The following is a 17,947-nucleotide window of genomic DNA, read 5'->3' as shown; positions in this document are numbered from 1 at the left end:
AACATGAATTTAAAGGATGAGTATAAAAGTAAGTTAATTACATTAGAAGAAGCATTAGACAATGTAAAATCAAATTATGAAGTGGTGGTGGGATTAGCAGGAGCAGAACCCGTAGGTTTTCTTTCAAAGTTACATGAAATTAAGGATAAAGTAAAGGATGTTTCAATAGTTACCTGTCTTAATATGAATGACTATAAATTTACTTCAGATCCTTCTATGAAAGGTCACTTTATCAATGAAACTTGGTTTTACAGTCCACTTACGAGAAAAGCCCATAGTTATGGAACCACTACCTTTATACCTAATCATCTCCATCTATCAGCTACTAAAAGGTTAAGTTATAAAAAACCTAATATATTTATAGCTTCCGCATCTCCTATGGATAAGCATGGATATTTTTCCATATCTCTTTCTGTAACCTATGAAAGGGATTATATAGAAAAGGCTGACATAGTGATACTGGAGATTAATGAAAATTTACCAAGGACCTTTGGGGATACATCCGTTCACATAAGAGAAATAGATTTTTTTTATGAACACCATGGTGAGGTTCCAGAGCTTCCTGTGATAGAACCTTCAGAAAAAGATATGCTTATAGGAAATTACATTGCAGAGCTTGTGGAAGACGGCTGTACCATACAGCTGGGTATAGGTGGAATCCCTAATGCTGTGGCTAAAGCCCTTATGAACAAAAAAGATTTAGGCATTCACACTGAGATGATCACTGAAGGCATGGTAGACTTGTATGAAGCTGGAGTAATAAATAATAGTAGAAAAACCCTTCATAAAAATAAGATGATAGGTACTTTTGCATTGGGTACAAAAAGACTATATGATTTTATAGATAATAATGTAGGGGTAGAGCTTAGAAGAGGTGCCTACACCAATGACCCTTATGTTATAGGACAAAACTATAAAATGGTATCTATAAATACTACACTTCAAGTGGATATAACAGGACAATGCGCTTCTGAATCTATAGGTTTTAGACAGTATTCTGGAAGTGGTGGACAAGCGGATACCGGTATTGGAGCACAAAACAGTCCTGAGGGCAAGTCTATAATAGCCTTATATTCCTCTGCTAAAAAAGATACCCTCTCCACCATAGTGCCCTTTTTAAACCTAGGGGCTGCAGTAACTTACTCAAGAAACGATGTAGATTATGTAGTTACGGAATATGGAGTAGCGGCTTTAAGAGGAAGAAGCATAAAAGAAAGAGTGGAAAACCTTATAGCCATAGCCCATCCTAATTTTAGGGAAGAGCTTAGAAGAGAAGCAGAAAAAAATATGATTTGGTAGACCTTACACTTTATTATACCTTAATTAAGACTAAAAGAGATTGCATAGACAATCTCTTTTAGTTTTTTATAAAAAAATAAAATGGTAACATATATTACCGAATTACTCGGAATTAAATTGTATAATTAGTTCATAAAGATGAAAATGATATAACATATAATTATTATTTGAAAGGTGGTATAAATATGAAAATAACAAAAGAAATTACCATAGGAGAATTAGTTAGAAATTATCCGGAAGCTATAGATATACTTATGGACTTTGGTATGGGATGTATAGGATGTCCAGCCTCTCAAGCAGAATCTATTCAAGACGCAGCTTTAGTACATGGACTTAATGTAAATGATCTTTTAAATGCACTTAACGAAAAGTTAGAAAAATAATAAGTTTTAATATATATAATAAAATATTATTTTATGAAAATCTGGAGTGATAAATTTGAGTAAATATTTAGGTAAGATACATTATTGGTTATTTAATAAGATCAAATGGTTTGAAAATATTGAAAAAGAAATAATAAGTTATGCTGAAACGATGAATTTACCTGTGAGTAGTTGGAGTATAGATATATATAATAATTATGGAAAACCTACTGAGGATAAGCCATTGGAAGAAATCATAGATGAATCTAATATACATGGATGGCTTCAAGATAAAATACAAAAAGCTGAAGCAAGACAAGCGGAGTATATTACGAGAATTCTAAAAATGGATAATAAGTATGAAAATGATTTGGAAAATATATTTTATAATCAAGGGGTAAAGGACGGAGAGTCAGAAAAAGATAAAAGAAATGCCTCCACTCCAGAAGAGGTTTTTGCAGCTATAAATGATTACATTTTAGAGGGAATGCCTTGTGATAGGGTTAATGAATTTTTAGAAAGTGATGATAAAATATTTGCATGGAGAGCTACTACCTGCCTTCATTCTCAATATTGGAAATCCGCTGGAGGAGATGTAGCAAACTTTTATAATTTAAGAACTAAATGGATAGATGCTTTTGTAAATAATCTTACATCAGAGTTTAACTATGTTAAACAAGAAGATGGTACTCAATGCATAATAAAAAAATAGAAAATATATAGGAGGAAAACATGAAAGCTATACAAACTATGGTGGAAGAGCATAATAATATAAAAAAGATGCTAATAATCGTTAGAAAGTATTGTTATAAAATATTAAAAAATGAAAAATTAGATTATGAAGACTTTTATAAAATTATAGATTTTATTAGAAACTATGCAGATAAGCATCATCATGGAAAAGAAGAAAAGATGCTATTTAATAAGATGGTACAGGAACTAGGGGCTCCTGCGGAGAAACTTGTAAAGTATGGAATGCTTGTAGAACATGATTTAGGTAGATTGTATATTAAAGAACTGGAGGAAGCGATTGTAAAAGTTTTAAAGGGTGATGAGGAGGCTAAGCTAGATGTTATAGCAAATGCTATATCCTATACGCATCTTTTACAAAGACATATAGATAAAGAAGATACTGTAGTGTATAAATTTGCTGAAAATAATCTTTCGGATTCATCAAAAGAAAAATTAGAGGAAGAATGCCAAGCCTTTGAAGCACAGGGGGAAAAAGAAGAAATCCAAAGAAAATATATCAATGTCATTGATGAGTTAAATACAAAATTAAATATGTGATATTATTAAAAGCAGAGCAATAAATTGAAGCTCTGCTTTTAAAATTACCCGGGAAATTAGAAAAATCTATATTTACAAGAAAAACAATAATGTTTAAATAATGTTTAACAAAAGTTAATTAAAAATTTATTAATAAAGATTATATTATTATTATAACAATTATTTATTGGGGGAGATATGTCAGATATTATTGGAATTTTTCTTTCTGCTTTATTCGTAATAACAATTTTAATTATGGGAAACTTTTTAAAAAAAATTAATGTTTTTTCCAAGGGAGGTATTAAGAATTTTGTTCATGCAATAATATCTACTTGGTGGTTATTTGCTATGAATTATTTTACAACGCCTTTTAGCGCTGTACTTTCCGCGTTGGTTTTTATGGCCATAATGTTATTGTCTAGTAAAATTAAATTTATTAATGCTATAGAGTTTAATGGTAAGTGGGATTATAAAACAATGTTTTATGTTATATCAGTTATAATACTATCTATAATAACATATTATCCTAAATATCATCCTGTGGCAGGAGCTATTGGCGTGCTTATCATGGGATATGGTGACTCTGCTGCTGCTTTAATTGGAAAAATTAAAGGAAAGCATAAGTATAGCTTTTTTGGAAACACAAAGTCCTTAGAAGGGAGCATAGCCATGTTAGCTGTGTCTTTTTTAATTAGCTTTGTATTGCTTGTTGGGTTTGAAAATGAAAATGTTATACTACACAGCTTTATTATTTCTGCTGTAGCCACTATAGTGGAAGGAGTTTCTCCAGGAAAAATTGATAATTTAACAGTTCCATTATCATCAGCTTTTGTATTTTTATTAATGTGGCTTTAATTAAACAAATAGTTATTAAATGTTTATATAAATTTGTATTATTGTTATAATATAATAATATATATTTAGAGAGAGGTGAAAAACTATGACTTTTATAGATTTAAGAAGTGATACGGTTACTCAGCCTACAGATAAAATGAGACAAGCTATCTTTAATGCTGAAGTAGGGGATGATGTATATGGTGACGATGCTACAGTAAATGAATTGGAAGAGTATGCAGCAAAACTTGTAGGAAAAGAAGCTGCTATGTTTGTTCCCAGTGGAACCTTTGGCAATCAGGTAAGTATAATGACCCATTGCAGAAGAGGGGATGAGGTGCTTCTAGGTGAAAACAGTCATATTATGATACATGAGGTAGGGGCTGCAGCCGCCTTATCAGGAGTTCAGCTTAGAACTTTACATGATAATGGTGGAGAATTTATAATATCAGAGTTGATATCCAAATTAAGAGGAGAGGATATACATTTTCCAGACACTGGACTAATATGTATGGAGACAGCTCACTCTTCTGGTAAGGTACCTTCATTATTAAATATGAAAGCGGTTTATGATATAGCCAAGGATCATAATGTACAAGTTCATCTAGATGGAGCTAGGCTCTTCAACGCTGCTGCATATTTAGATGTAGACGTAAAAGATATTACTAAATATTGTGATACTGTGACCTTTTGTTTGTCTAAAGGCCTCTGTGCACCAATAGGTTCTATAGTAGCAGGCACAAGAAAATTTATAAGTGCTGCTAGAAAAAATCGCAAGCGCATGGGCGGTGGATTAAGACAAGCAGGCTTCCTTGCAGCTCCAGGTTTAATTGCTTTAAAAGAAATGAGAGAGGGTCTAAAAGAAGATCATAAAAATGCTAGATTACTAGGGGAACTTTTAAATGAGTTTCCTGGAGTAAAGGTGAATTTAAATGATATACAAATAAATATGGTATTTTTTGATATAAAAGAAACTGATATTAATATCCAAGATTTAGTGGATTTCTTTTATGAAAAGCAGGTAAAGATAAATGGAGATGAAAATGGTATAATGAGATTTGTTACACATCATTGGGTAACGGAAAAAGATGTATACTATGTTGTTGAAACCTTTAAAGAGGCTTTAAAAGCTCTAAAATAGTATTAGGATTTTATTTAAATAAAGGATATATAAAAGCATACATGGAGTCATTAACAAGGATGTGATAATTTGCTTAACTTACAGAAGCAAAAAATTAATAATAAGAATTATAAGTGGTTTCTTATAGGGTTTAGAATTTTAATAGTTTTAACTGGGGTTTTATTTGTAATACAAGGAAATGCAAATAGGCTGTTTGATGTGTTTTTAACCTTGATAACTACTTATGCGGTGGACTATGTTTATATAATTTTTAAAGTTAAGTTTACAGAAAAAATGAATTTTGCTATTTCAGTGTTTATTTTTCTTTCTATGTTTTTGGGAAAGCTTATGAATTTTTATTCAAAAGTTCCTAATTGGGATGATTTTCTTCATCTCACCTCAGGCATTATTTTAGGTATGATAGCCTACATGATACTTCTAAATATATTTAAAGAAGAGAAATTTCAGGTGTTAGATAAAAAATTTATTACTTTTTTCATCATAATATTTGGGATAGCTTGTGCTGGCTTTTGGGAAATATTTGAGTTTTCTGGAGATATGATTTTTGGATTGAATTCCCAAGGGGGAAGCCTCCTAGACACCATGACAGACATAATAGATGGAACTGTAGGGGCAACTGCCGTAGCTATATTATATTATTTTAAGCCTCATATATTAGAGGATAAGGATATTGAATAAATCCATTACCTGCAAATTAAATAAATATAAATAGTTTAAAGCATAGGGACAAATGTAAAAGTACACCCATCCCTATGCTTTTTATATTTTGTTGAGAAAGTTTAACTTTATGCTCTCAGCAGCCATTTTTATATCTTTTTTACCTAGAATATCAGAAATCACTGATATTCCATCTATATTACAATGAGTAAGTTCTTTAACGTTTTTTTCTGTGATGCCTCCAATAGCCACTATGGGAATGGAGGTGTTTTCTCTTATTTTCTTTAACTGTTCAATGGATACCCATACAGCATCGCTTTTACTTATAGTGGGAAACATGGCTCCCACCCCAATATAATCCGCACCCTCGGAAGAAGCTTTTAAAGCTTCTTCTAGGTTTCTAGCTGAAACTCCTAATATTTTGTCCTTACCTAATAATTTTCTAGCGACAGAAGTAGGAAGATCATCTTGCCCAATGTGTAATCCAGCAGCATCTATGGATAGTGCTATGTCTAATCTGTCATTTATTATTAAAGGTATATTATACATATCTGTAAGTTTTTTTAATTCCACTGCAATGTTATAAAACTCTTTGGTGGAGATAGATTTTTCCCTTAACTGCACCAAGGTAACTCCACCTTTAATGGCTTCTTCTACAGATTCCAATAAATTTCTACCTTGAAGTATGTTTCTATCCGTTACCAAATAAAGTGTATAATCTATATTATTTTTCATATACTTTTCCTCTCTTTGTAATAATATCTTTATTAAGATTATATATGCCATCCATAATTTCCACCTTTAAGCTTCCAGTCCCCTTATGACTAATACCTATTTTTTCTTTAGCTATTTCTCCAACTATACCCATGGACAAAACTCCAGCTAAAGCACCTTCTAATGCATTACTAGACACTGCACAGAATGAACCAATAAGTGAGGCACACATACATCCAGTACCAGTTATCCTAGACATTATTACATCTCCATTTTCTACGGTATATACCTTAATTCCATCGGTAATTATATCTATAGCTCCTGTAATAGCTATAACGCAATTTAAATTACTAGCTAGTTTTTTAGCTATTTCTATTTTGCTTTGAATATCATTTTCGGAGACATCACCGCTTTCTTCAGCGTCTACACCTTTGGTTCTGGCATCCATTCCATAAAGCGTAGATATTTCGGAAATATTTCCCTTTATAACTGAAATATTTAATTCTTTAATTAACCTTTTTGCTGTTCCAGTTCTATAAGAAGTTGCGCCTACACCCACTGGGTCTAATACTATAGGGATATTTAAGTCATTAGCTTTTTTGCCAGCTGCCAGCATGGAATGAATTGTTCTTTCATTTAAGGTGCCTATATTAAGTACTAAAGAAGAGGCCATGGATACCATTTCTTCCACTTCATTTATATCATCTGCCATAACCGGTGAAGCACCTATAGCTAAGGTTATATTGGCACAATCATTCACAGTGACATAGTTGGTAATATGATGTACTAAAGGTTTTTCCTCTCTTAATTTTGCTAGTAAATCTATAACTTTTAAGTATCTTTCCATTATTTATTCTCCTCTGCGATAATTCCGCTCTTTTTATATAATGTATAGAAGTGATTAGTAGGACCAACTCCCTGACCAATGCTGAAAGAATGTTTTATGGCTGTGGTGATATAATCTTTTGCATTTTTAACTGAAGTATTCATATTGTGACCTAGTGCTATATTGGATGCAATGGCGGAAGATAGAGTACAGCCTGTACCATGGGTATTTTTTGTATGAATTCTCTCTGTGTTAAAGCTATAATAGTTTTCCCCATCATAAAGTACATCTACAGCTTCTTCTTTAAGGTGTCCACCTTTAATAAGTACATGTTTACATCCAAGATTATAAATAGCTTTAGCTGCTGATTTCATATCTTCTATATTTTCTATACTTAGGATATCACTATTTATTTCTTTTAATATTTCCTCTGCTTCTGGTATATTTGGTGTAATAATATCAGCTAAAGGAATAAGTTGTTTTATAAGGGCTTCCTTGGATTCCGGTTTTAATAGAGAGTATCCGCTTTTTGAAATCATTACTGGATCTAAAACTATATTTTTTGGTTTATATTGTTTTAACTTTTTACTTAAAATTTCTATAATGGATATTTTAGATACCATTCCGATTTTTACTGCATCTACTTCTATGTCTGTAAAAATTGCATCCATTTGAGCCTGTATAAGAGCATCATCTATGTCCTGTACAGCAAACACCCCTAAAGTATTTTGTGCTGTTACAGCGGTGATGATGCTCATTCCATAGACACCATGAGCACTGAAGGTTTTTAAATCCGCTTGAATGCCTGCTCCGCCACAACTATCTGAACCTGCTATAGTTAATACTTTTTTCATTATATAAATCCTCCTACTACAATAAGTTTGTCAAATAAAAAAACACAAACCCATAGGATTTGTGTTTAAAAAGTTTACTTTAATTAAAATAAATCAATACAACTTCCTACGCTGGCATTATCCAGATCAGGTTAATAGGGTCAAAAAATCAAGTTCTTACTCTCAGCTGGCATTACCAGCCCCCCTGTGTTTTTATTCAATTATACTCATAAATCATAACATAATAGAATAAGTCCTTCAAGGGCAGCCATTAATACTATCAGCTAAAATATGAAACTTTATTATTTGTTAATTTATTATGAAGCATGAACTTAGAAGCTTTTTATGATAAAATATTATTAAGAATAGTAATTATTAGCAAGGAAGAATTGTAAATAAAAATATAATAATATAAGTTTTAAGAAAGGAAAGTTATTATGCATGTATATACTCGAACTGGTGATAAAGGAGAAACAGGACTCTTTGGAGGAAGCAGGGTAAATAAAGATAGTCTAAGGGTTAATTGTTATGGAACCATAGATGAAGCTAACTCTTTTTTAGGCATGGCTTATGCATCCTGCGTAGATAATGAGCTAAAAGAAAAAATAAGATGGATTCAAAAGAAACTTTTTGTAGTGGCATCTGAATTAGCCAGTGATGAAGAAGGTATAAAAATGCTGGCAGAGAGAATTACCGATGAAGATGTAACCACCTTGGAGAAAACCATAGATGGCTACCTTAGCATCATTGGAGAGCAAAATAGCTTCTTAATTCCAGGCGATACTCTAGAGTCTGCAATGCTGCATGTAAGCAGAACAATTTTAAGGAGAGCTGAAAGATCTTTAGTTTCTTTAAAAAGGGAAACAGACATAAGCGATGTTTTAATGAAATTTGTTAATAGATTATCCGACACGGTTTATGTAATGGCTAGATATGAAGCGGAATACGTTTCGAAAATTTAAAATTTAGAATTTAGAATTGAGAATGAAGGATAGTTTTTCTGAAAAAGAGTCAGAAAAACTTATAAATTAGTATAAAGTCAAAATAAAAAACTCCTGAGGGAGTTTTTTATTATGGAATATGTGGTTGAATTATTAATATTTAGAAAAAATAAAGTTTAAAAGGTTATTTCATATCTACCAAAAGGAAGAAGCTTCGTCAGAAGCTTCTTCCTTTTGCATATATTGAAAGAAACTCTTCGAGTTTCCTCCTTCATTTTAAATTCTAAATTATTCTGTTACTTTCTCTTCTACTTCTTTTTGAATTCTTTCCATAAAGGCCTCTAAGGATATTGCTCCTTCTTCGCCAGCTTTTCTGCTTCTTATTGAAACTTCATTGTTATCAGCTTCTTTTTCGCCAACAATTAGCAGGTAGGGAACTCTTTCCATTCTTCCTTGTCTTATCTTATAGCCTATCTTTTCGGCTCTGTAGTCAACTTCTGCTCTAATGCCCTTGCCTTTTAAAGTCTTTGCCACTTTTTCACAATAATCATGATATTTTTCTGAGATAGGCAGAATCTTTGCCTGAACAGGAGCCATCCAAGTAGGAAGAGCACCAGCATATTTTTCAATAAGCATAGCTAAAGTTCTTTCATAGCAACCTATAGAACTTCTGTGAATTATAAATGGTCTCTTCTTTTCTCCATCTTTATCTATATAGTACATGTTAAATCTTTCTGCTAAAGCAAAGTCTAATTGTACTGTGATAATAGTATCTTCTTTACCATGAACATTTTTAAATTGAACATCTAGTTTAGGACCATAGAAAGCAGCCTCACCGATAGCTTCTTTATAATTTATTTCAAGATGATCTAAGATAACCTTCATTTTTTCTTGAGAAGTTTCCCAAGCTTCCTGATTATCTATATACTTTTCTCTATTATTTGGATCCCATTTGGAGAATCTATAGGATATATCATTTTGTATACCTAAAGACTTCATAACATATTTAATAAGGTCTACAGCGCCCTTAAATTCTTCCTCTACTTGATCTGGTGTACATATGATATGTCCATCAGCAAGAGTGAACTGTCTTACCCTAATAAGTCCATGCATTTCTCCAGAAGATTCATTCCTAAATAATGTGGAAGTTTCAGAGTATCTTATAGGAAGTTCCCTGTAGCTATGCTGTTCCGAATTATATATGGAAAATTGGAATGGACAAGTCATTGGCCTTAATGCAAATACTTCATCATCCTTTTCCTCATCACCTAAAATGAACATTCCATCTTTATAGTGAGACCAGTGTCCTGAAATCTTGTATAGATCACTTTTTGCCATAAAAGGAGTCTTAGTTATAGTGTAGCCTCTGTTTTCTTCTTCATCTTCTATAAATCTTTCAAGTATTTGAATTACTTTTGCACCTTTTCCAGTTAATAAAGGTAATCCTTGACCTACAACTTCTGAGGTGGTAAATAAACCAAGCTCTCTTCCTAATCTGTTATGATCTCTCTTTTTAGCTTCTTCTAATCTTTCAAGATGAGCTTCTAAATCTGATTTTTTTGTATAAGCAGTACCATATATTCTAGAAAGCATTTTATTTTTCTCACTGCCTTTCCAGTAGGCTCCTGCTGTGTGAGTTAATTTAAAAGCTTTTACAAATTTAGTGCTCATTAAGTGAGGACCAGCACATAAGTCTACAAATTCACCCATTTTATAGAAGGATATAACTTCATCCTCAGGAAGTTCGTTTATAAGCTCTACCTTATAAGATTCGTTTCTTTCTTCCATAAGTTTAATTGCTTCTTCCCTAGGAAGTTCAAATCTTTCAATAGCAAGATCTTCTTTAGCTATTTTCTTCATTTCAGCTTCAAGCTTTTCAAGATCCTCATAGCTGAAGGACCCTTCTCTATCAAAATCATAATAGAATCCTTCGTCTATAGCAGGTCCTATAGCTAGCTTTGTATTAGGGTATAATCTTTTTACCGCTTGTGAAAGCATATGAGAAGCTGTGTGTCTAAAAGCTTTTTTGCCTTCTTCATCTTCAAAAGTTAATATACTAAGGTCACTATCCTCCCGAACTATATAGCGTAGATCCTCCACTTTGCCATTAACTAGAGCAACGCATGCTACCCTAGCTAAACCTTCACTTATATCCTTTGCTATGTCATAAACGGATATAGCAGAAGCATATTCTTTTATTGAACCGTCTTTTAAAGTTATTTTTATCATTTTTAAACTCCTTTCCAGTGGTTATTTTCAATTTAATTGTTATTTTAAAATAAAAAAAGCCCTCATCCCTAAAAGGGACGAGAGCTGTAAATTCCCGTGGTTCCACCCTGATTATTTATCCAAAATGAATAAATCTCTTTATAGATAATTATAACGGAATTACCGGGCTTTATTAGAGCCACTCAGAGGCGGTTTTGGGCTACTCTTATTTAAAAATACTTACAGCAAATGTATTTTCTCTCTGAAAATAGTTTGTAGCTTACTCTTCTCATCATCGTTTTACTATTTTGTAAATATTATAACATTTTTTTATTGATAGTCAATAGATCACATAATGTTAATAACTGTTAATAAATTATTAATAAACCTCAGTGTTTAGATGATTAATAGACATAATAGATCAACATAAAACACTATTTTCATATATAATATACAAAAAAATACATATTTAGTTATAAAATTGTTCATTATGTAAATTTTATGATATTATAATAAATAGGGAAAAGAGATATTATCTATAAAAAAGGCAGGTGTAATAATGTTTAATTCTATAGAGAATATTAAAAGCAATTTATTTATACGTGCTTATGAAGAAAAAATAATAGAAATAAGTATAGAGCTTTTAGAACTTTTATCCTGCAAAGAAGATAATATAATTCATAGTGATATAAATAGTTTTTTTGTTGTAAATTTTAATGTATCCTTAGAGGAAATCTCTCATAATAGAGGGTACTTATTTTTTGATAAAAACTATCTTCCATCAGAATGTAAAATAATAATGAGAGAAGATTTAGGATGCAAAACCTATGTTATTTATGATGTTATAAATCTAATGTCTACTCCTCATATGTCGGTATTATATCAGCTTTGTTCTAATAATATTTCTCCTATGGGTATTTATACTGCCTTGGATTTTAGACTAATTTATGGTAATGAATTACTTTTTAATATGCTGGATATTAAAGATGAAAAGAAGTTTATTTTAGGCAAAAAGGTCCATGAATTGGTTTCTTTTATCGACGAAAAGAAATTAAAGAATTTATGGAATAACATTCTACTCACTGGAAAGCCTTATAATAATAAAGAATATGAAATATTAGTACCTAATAAAGGTTTAACCTATTGGAACTTGTCCATAACACCAATATATATAGGTGGAGAAAGTAATCATATAGTTATTATGGTTGAGGATGTTACAAAAGATGTAAAAAGTAAAGATATAATTATAAAGCAGGAAAGCCTTATACTACGGCAACAAGAGCAATTGGAAGCTATAATAGAAAATATGTCAGACTGCTTATTTATATCAGATAAATCCGGTAATTATACTAAACTAAATAAAATAGCTAGAGAAACCTTTGGGGATGAGGAAAGTATAAAAAAAGTTGGTGACGTTATCAATAATATGCCCATGTATGACCAGGAGGGAAGATTGTTAGATACTAAAAATATACCTGCTGTAAGAGCATTAAAAGGAGAAGATGTAAAAAATGTTAGGGTCTCCGTAAATAATCATGGCGTAATTAAGTACTATGATATTAATGCTACTCCTATATTTGATAAAAATGCACTGGTATCTAATGTGGTTATGTGCTTTAGAGATGTATCATATCTTATTAGACAGCAAGAGCATCTTATAAAACAAAAAGATTATCTATATGATATTATTAATTCTCTAGACTTACCTATTTTAAGATTATCTTACCCGAATTTGGAGGTAATTGAATTAAATAATAGGGCAAAGAAATTAATTCAATATAAGAATTATGATAAAAAAATAATTTCAATAATGGATATATTAAAAAGCATAAAACTTTATGAAAATGAGTCGTTCATAAGAAGTTTAAAGAACACCAAGAAAACAAAATATTTTAAGAACATAAAGATAAATAGTTATAATCAAGAAAAATATTATAATATAGTTTGTCAGCCGCTATTTGATTTAGATGGAGTAAATAAAGAGTTAATTATAATAGTTGTGGATGTAACAGATGAAATACTCCAAAATAGAGAGATAAATAACCTATTAAAAGCACAGGAGGAGTTTTTCTCTTTTATTTCTCATGAATTCAAAACACCTATAACAGTAGCGTTATCAGCCCTTCAGGTTCTAGAATTTACAGGAAAAGATTCTTTAAATGCAATGTCTTTAAAGTATATAGGTAAAATAAGGCAGAGTTGTCTTCAACAGTTAAGACTTGTAAACAACTTATTGGATATTACAAGAGCAGATTCAGGATACCTTAAGGTAAATGAAAAAAATGTTAATATAATAGAGGTAACTAGACTTATTGTTGAATCTATAGAAGTTTATGCAAAGGATAAAGGTATAGACATAGAGTTTAATTCATCTAATAATGAGATTATTACAGCATTAGATGATGAAAAGTACGAAAGGATTATCTTAAATTTACTTTCTAATGCAGTAAAGTTTACTCCTCCTAATAAGAAAATTTATGTATATGTTTATGTTGAAAGAAATAATGTATGTGTTGTAGTTAGGGATGAGGGAATAGGAATACCCAAAGAAAAGTTAGAATATATTTTTGAAAGATATAATCAAATAAACAATGAACTAGTAAAAAACTTTGAGGGAACAGGAATTGGATTAAACCTTGCTAAGCTGATGACTAAAGCTTTAGGAGGTAATATCACTGTAGATAGCGAAGAAAATGTAGGAACTTCATTTACAGTAGAATTGCCATTAAACAAGATAAATGAAGAAAAAGTAAATGAAAATATAGATTTCTTAGAGGACAGATTAATGAGAAATATTAATATAGAGTTTTCAAATTTAGAAACTAGTTAAAAAGGTGAAGAAATCTTCGCCTTTTTTATTGACTTTAATAATGATTAGTAATATACTTATATTAAATAAGTAATAGTTATTATTTGTTAATAATTAGAACGTGAAACTATAAGCGAGAAAGACGAGGAGAATATAATTGAGTAAAGTATTATACATTACAGCAAACCCAAAACAAGAAAATAAATCCTTTGGATTAAGAGTAGGAAGAGAATTTATCAATGATTACAAAAAATTAAATAAGGATGATGTAATTGAAGAAATAGATCTTTTTGATACATATGTTCCCATGGTAGATAAGGACATAATTAATGCCTGGGAGAAATTAGCAAGTGGAACAGAATTTCAAAATTTAAAGGAAGAGGAGAAAAATAAGCTGGCAGCTTTCTCATCCCTCACAGATCAATTTATAAACGCAGATAAATATGTTATAGTAACTCCAATTTGGAATTTTACTATTCCAGCAGTAATGAAAGCTTATTTAGATACGGTATGTGTAGCTGGGAAAACATTTAAGTATACAGAAAATGGTCCTGTTGGTCTACTTCAAGGGAAAAAAGTTATTCATGTACAAGCTTCTGGTGGTTTTTTCTCAGAAGAACCAGGTAAAAACTTAGATTTTGGAACTAATTACATTAGAACAATTATGAATTTTATTGGTATAACAGACTATAAAACAATTTATGTAGAAGGAATGAATCAATTCCCTGAAAGAGCAGAGAGTTTCTTAGATAAAGCAATTAATAATGTTGATGAATTGGTTTTAAGTTTTTAATAGGGTATTTGAATGAAAAAGCGCTTTTTAGGCGCTTTTTTACATTTGTTTTCAATGATAGCATATATTATAATAGAAATAATTAGAAAATAATCTTACAAAAGGAAGGTGATATTTTGTTTTCTAGAAATTTAGATAAAGCTAAGGAAGCTTTTAAAAATAAAGATGTGGAAGCTGCAAAAAAAGCACATCAATTGAAGAAAAGGTCCTATGAAAAGCATAATACTGAACAAGGGCAATATATAAAAAATGTTGTTTATGGGGGCCTTGATGGCATTATTACTACCTTTGCAGTAGTAGCAGGGGTAGCAGGTGCCGCTCTTTCTCCTGGAGTTGTTCTCATTATGGGCTTTGCAAACTTAATAGCAGATGGTCTTTCTATGGCCATTGGAGACTATTTAAGTACAAAAGCAGAAATAAAGTATAAAGAATTGGAGAGAGAAAGAGAAACTTGGGAAGTAGAGCACTATCCTGAGGGAGAAAAAATAGAATTAATAGAACTATATACTGCAAAGGGTATGGAAAAGGAAGATGCCGTGACAGTAACGGAGATTATATCAAAAAATAAAAATACATGGATAGATATAATGATGGTAGAGGAGCTAGGTATTATAGAGGAAGATGAATCTCCTGTAAAAAATGCCTTGGTTACCTTTACTTCCTTTGTAATATTTGGTTTTATACCAGTATTAGCTTATGTGCTTTCAAGATTTATCCCATATTTTGCAGAGAATACCTTTATAATAGCCAGTGTGTTAACAGGAGCTACTCTATTTACGTTAGGGGCCTTAAAGGTAAAGGTAACTGAAGAAAATTGGCTAAAGTCTGGATTAGAAATGCTTATAGTAGGTGGATTAGCCGCTACAGCCGCCTATATAATCGGCAATTTGCTTTCAGCAGTGGCATAAGCAATGGCAGCCATATGAGTTATTGTCCAATAAATCATAACTCATATGACTGCCATTTTATATTGGTAAACTAAGGATCACTGTAGTACCTTCCTTTAAATTACTCTGTATTTGAACTTTGCCTTTATGCAGTTCTATGATATGTTTTGCTATAGCAAGGCCTAAGCCCGTGCCGCCTTTTTGAGTTCTTGATTTATCCCCTTTATAAAATCTTTGCCAAATGTATTTTAAGTCATCTTCTGCAATTCCATATCCATGGTCTTTAATTAAAATATTCAGGTATTCCCCTGTACTTACCTTTATGTCTATATAAGTGCCTTTGGGTGAATATTTTACTGCATTATCTAGAAATATTATTAGAAGTTGCTTAAGTCTATCATAATCTCCTTTAATAGTAATAGAAGAGATATCTATATCTGCATTTAATTTAATTCCTGCTTCTTTGGCTAATACGCTTATATTATCCAAAACTTCTTCTAAAAGTAATTCTACATCTATATCTTCTATATTAAGTTGAAGCTTGTTGTTTTGAAGCTTAGAAAGGTCTAATAAGTCATTAACCATTCTACTTAGCCTATTTACTTCCTTTAACATACTTTCATAGTTATACTGTATATTTTTATCTTCAATTACACCATCTATTAAAGACTCCAATCTACCTTTTAATATAGTTAAAGGTGTTCTGAATTCATGAGATACATTAGCTACAAATTCCTTTCTCAGCGATTCTTCTTCCATTAAAACCTTAACATTATCATCCAGTCTTTTGGAAAGCTCATTTAAGGAATTTGCCAATAGTCCAATTTCATCTTTTTGCACTATATTGTTTTTAACTTTATAATTTCCTTTTATTAATTCTCCTGAAAAGTTAACCATGGAAAGGATGGGTTTAGTTATGAATTTAGAAAAATAAAAGCTTAATATCCCCGCAAGCATAAGTTCAATGATAAGGGCATAAGTAAGATATTGAAGAAATTTACCTTGAGCTTCTTTTAAATCCTGTATAGGTGAAAATAGTAGTATAGCCCCGTTTATTTCATTATTTTTATTGTAAATAGGTTCAGCAACTAGAAGCATGTTCTCATCATAATATGCATTCTTGGATTCTTTAATAAATGTATTGCCTTTTAGAGCACTGGTTAAGGCGTCATTGTCTAGGTTCGCACCCATTTTACCTCCAGCCATCATATGGTTTTTACAGCCTTTACGCGATAAAAACACTAAATTACCATTTTTGTCTGAAATCCATATACGTCCATTGGCTAAAGGTTCTACATAATTAGATAGACTTTCATAATCAAAATTAGTTTCTTTTTCAATATCGTGGCTCATTAGCATAGTTGATATTTGATGAGCTTTCATGGACATATTATTTTTTTTATTTTTGTACATATAATCCTTAAAAATTTGAAAAGAAATAAAACCTAAAATTATGGTAGAAACTAATATTATAGAAATAAAACCAAAGGTGATTTTAAATATCAATTTATTATGAATAATTCTTTCTTTATCATGCATGTTCTTTTACCTCAAATTTATAACCTAAACCCCATAAGGTTTTTATATCCCAAAGAAAATCATCTTTAATATTAAGCTTAGATCGCAATCTTTTTATGTGAGTATCTACAGTACGTGAATTACCAAAGTACTCATATCCCCAAATTTTATCTAAAAGAACATCTCTAGTAAAGACTCTTCCTGGGTTTGAAGCTAGTAGGTATAGTAATTCAATTTCTTTCTTTGTTAAGGTTATAGAAATATGATTTATTTTAACGGTATATGTTTCTATATTTATTTCAAGGTTATGCAAGGTTAAGGGCTTAGAAGAACTTTCAGCATTATCAATCCTTCTGAAGATAGCTTTAATTCTAGCAATTACTTCCCCAGGACTAAAAGGTTTTACTATGTAATCATCAGCACCTAATTCCAACCCCAAAATTTTGTCATTATATTCCCCTCTAGCTGTGAGCATAATTATGGGTACGTCAGATTCCCTTCTAATTATTCTGCACACTTCCATACCATCAATAATAGGCATCATAACATCTAAAAGTATTAAGCTTGGGTTACTTGTTTTAAACTCATTTAAAGCCTCTTCACCATTTAGTGCAGATACTACATCATATCCTTCTCTCTTTAAGTAAGGGGTAAGAATATCTATTATCTCTATATTATCGTCTGCAATGAGTATAGTCGTGCTCATAATAATCCTCCTGAAGTTAATAATAATATGAACAAATTATAGCATAAAAATGTGTCATAATTATGTCTACAATAAAAAAGAGTCCCATATTTATGGGACCCTTAATAAGTCTTATTATACTTTTAAAATAATTAATTAAAGACTGATGAT

Annotated in this window: 17 protein-coding genes, 1 riboswitch and 1 other annotated feature; of the genes, 11 read left to right on the top strand and 6 right to left on the bottom strand. The window is 31.0% G+C overall.

Going from position 1 to position 17,947, the window contains the following annotated elements; translation table 11 throughout:
- Positions 1–3 precede the first annotated feature (3 nt).
- The 7 genes from BUA82_RS11245 to BUA82_RS11215 all read left to right on the top strand — a co-directional run bounded on the left by BUA82_RS11245 (position 4) and on the right by BUA82_RS11215 (position 5,583).
- The gene (locus BUA82_RS11245) at positions 4–1,299 is read left to right on the top strand and encodes an acetyl-CoA hydrolase/transferase family protein (protein WP_073007959.1); all 1,296 of its coding nucleotides are present in this window, start codon (positions 4–6) and stop codon (positions 1,297–1,299) included.
- 185 nt (positions 1,300–1,484) lie between these two features.
- Entirely contained in the window at positions 1,485–1,682 is a 198-nt protein-coding gene (locus tag BUA82_RS11240; protein WP_073007956.1) for a DUF1858 domain-containing protein, read from the top strand.
- A 46-nt stretch (positions 1,683–1,728) separates the two neighbouring features.
- Positions 1,729–2,373: a hypothetical protein gene (locus BUA82_RS11235; protein WP_423230454.1), complete on the top strand. Its 645-nt coding sequence runs from the start codon at positions 1,729–1,731 to the stop codon at positions 2,371–2,373.
- Positions 2,374–2,393: 20 nt separating this feature from the next.
- Entirely contained in the window at positions 2,394–2,951 is a 558-nt protein-coding gene (locus BUA82_RS11230; RefSeq protein WP_073007950.1) for a hemerythrin domain-containing protein, read from the top strand.
- Between the two features lie 177 nt (positions 2,952–3,128).
- On the top strand, positions 3,129–3,785 hold the full coding sequence (locus BUA82_RS11225) for a diacylglycerol/polyprenol kinase family protein (protein WP_073007947.1): 657 nt from the start codon (positions 3,129–3,131) through the stop codon (positions 3,783–3,785).
- Between the two features lie 85 nt (positions 3,786–3,870).
- On the top strand, positions 3,871–4,905 hold the full coding sequence (ltaE, locus tag BUA82_RS11220; protein WP_073007944.1) for a low-specificity L-threonine aldolase: 1,035 nt from the start codon (positions 3,871–3,873) through the stop codon (positions 4,903–4,905).
- 69 nt (positions 4,906–4,974) lie between these two features.
- Positions 4,975–5,583 (top strand): DUF2238 domain-containing protein, encoded by a 609-nt coding sequence (locus BUA82_RS11215; protein WP_073007940.1) that lies wholly within the window; start codon positions 4,975–4,977, stop codon positions 5,581–5,583.
- Between the two features lie 81 nt (positions 5,584–5,664).
- Here the strand turns inward: BUA82_RS11215 and thiE are convergent, their stop codons facing one another.
- Genes thiE through thiD form a run of 3 tightly spaced genes read right to left on the bottom strand, consistent with a single transcriptional unit; the run spans position 5,665 to position 7,956 of the window.
- Positions 5,665–6,297, bottom strand: coding sequence for a thiamine phosphate synthase (thiE, locus tag BUA82_RS11210; protein WP_073008215.1), 633 nt, complete (start codon positions 6,295–6,297; stop codon positions 5,665–5,667).
- Positions 6,287–7,123: a hydroxyethylthiazole kinase gene (gene thiM, locus BUA82_RS11205; RefSeq protein WP_073007937.1), complete on the bottom strand. Its 837-nt coding sequence runs from the start codon at positions 7,121–7,123 to the stop codon at positions 6,287–6,289. Before thiM ends, thiE begins: the two co-directional genes overlap by 11 nt.
- Positions 7,123–7,956: a bifunctional hydroxymethylpyrimidine kinase/phosphomethylpyrimidine kinase gene (gene thiD / locus BUA82_RS11200; protein ID WP_073007934.1), complete on the bottom strand. Its 834-nt coding sequence runs from the start codon at positions 7,954–7,956 to the stop codon at positions 7,123–7,125. Before thiD ends, thiM begins: the two co-directional genes overlap by 1 nt.
- An 86-nt stretch (positions 7,957–8,042) precedes the next feature.
- A riboswitch (TPP riboswitch) is annotated at positions 8,043–8,152 on the bottom strand.
- Between the two features lie 220 nt (positions 8,153–8,372).
- Here thiD and BUA82_RS11195 point away from each other — a divergent pair.
- Entirely contained in the window at positions 8,373–8,897 is a 525-nt protein-coding gene (locus tag BUA82_RS11195; protein ID WP_073007930.1) for a cob(I)yrinic acid a,c-diamide adenosyltransferase, read from the top strand.
- A 267-nt stretch (positions 8,898–9,164) separates the two neighbouring features.
- On the opposite strand, the gene thrS is transcribed toward BUA82_RS11195, so the two are convergent.
- On the bottom strand, positions 9,165–11,105 hold the full coding sequence (thrS, locus tag BUA82_RS11190) for a threonine--tRNA ligase (protein WP_073007927.1): 1,941 nt from the start codon (positions 11,103–11,105) through the stop codon (positions 9,165–9,167).
- Between the two features lie 70 nt (positions 11,106–11,175).
- Positions 11,176–11,389, bottom strand: a binding site (T-box leader).
- 254 nt (positions 11,390–11,643) lie between these two features.
- Between thrS and BUA82_RS11185 the strand changes: the two genes are divergently transcribed.
- From BUA82_RS11185 to BUA82_RS11175, 3 genes are all read left to right on the top strand, one after another.
- Positions 11,644–13,914: a sensor histidine kinase gene (locus BUA82_RS11185; RefSeq protein WP_073007924.1), complete on the top strand. Its 2,271-nt coding sequence runs from the start codon at positions 11,644–11,646 to the stop codon at positions 13,912–13,914.
- A gap of 136 nt (positions 13,915–14,050) precedes the next feature.
- The gene (locus tag BUA82_RS11180) at positions 14,051–14,686 is read left to right on the top strand and encodes an FMN-dependent NADH-azoreductase (protein WP_073007921.1); all 636 of its coding nucleotides are present in this window, start codon (positions 14,051–14,053) and stop codon (positions 14,684–14,686) included.
- 116 nt (positions 14,687–14,802) lie between these two features.
- Positions 14,803–15,594, top strand: coding sequence for a VIT1/CCC1 transporter family protein (locus tag BUA82_RS11175; protein ID WP_083599903.1), 792 nt, complete (start codon positions 14,803–14,805; stop codon positions 15,592–15,594).
- Between the two features lie 57 nt (positions 15,595–15,651).
- On the opposite strand, the gene BUA82_RS11170 is transcribed toward BUA82_RS11175, so the two are convergent.
- Positions 15,652–17,112 (bottom strand): sensor histidine kinase, encoded by a 1,461-nt coding sequence (locus BUA82_RS11170; protein ID WP_073007916.1) that lies wholly within the window; start codon positions 17,110–17,112, stop codon positions 15,652–15,654.
- Complete coding sequence (locus tag BUA82_RS11165; RefSeq protein WP_073007913.1) at positions 17,105–17,797, bottom strand: response regulator transcription factor; 693 nt, start codon at positions 17,795–17,797, stop codon at positions 17,105–17,107. Before BUA82_RS11165 ends, BUA82_RS11170 begins: the two co-directional genes overlap by 8 nt.
- Positions 17,798–17,947: the final 150 nt, after the last annotated feature.

It is taken from the genome of Clostridium amylolyticum, assembly GCF_900142075.1.
GTDB classification, from domain to species: Bacteria; Bacillota; Clostridia; order Clostridiales; family Clostridiaceae; genus Clostridium_AA; species Clostridium_AA amylolyticum.
This window is presented reverse-complemented; position numbering and strand designations above follow the sequence as displayed.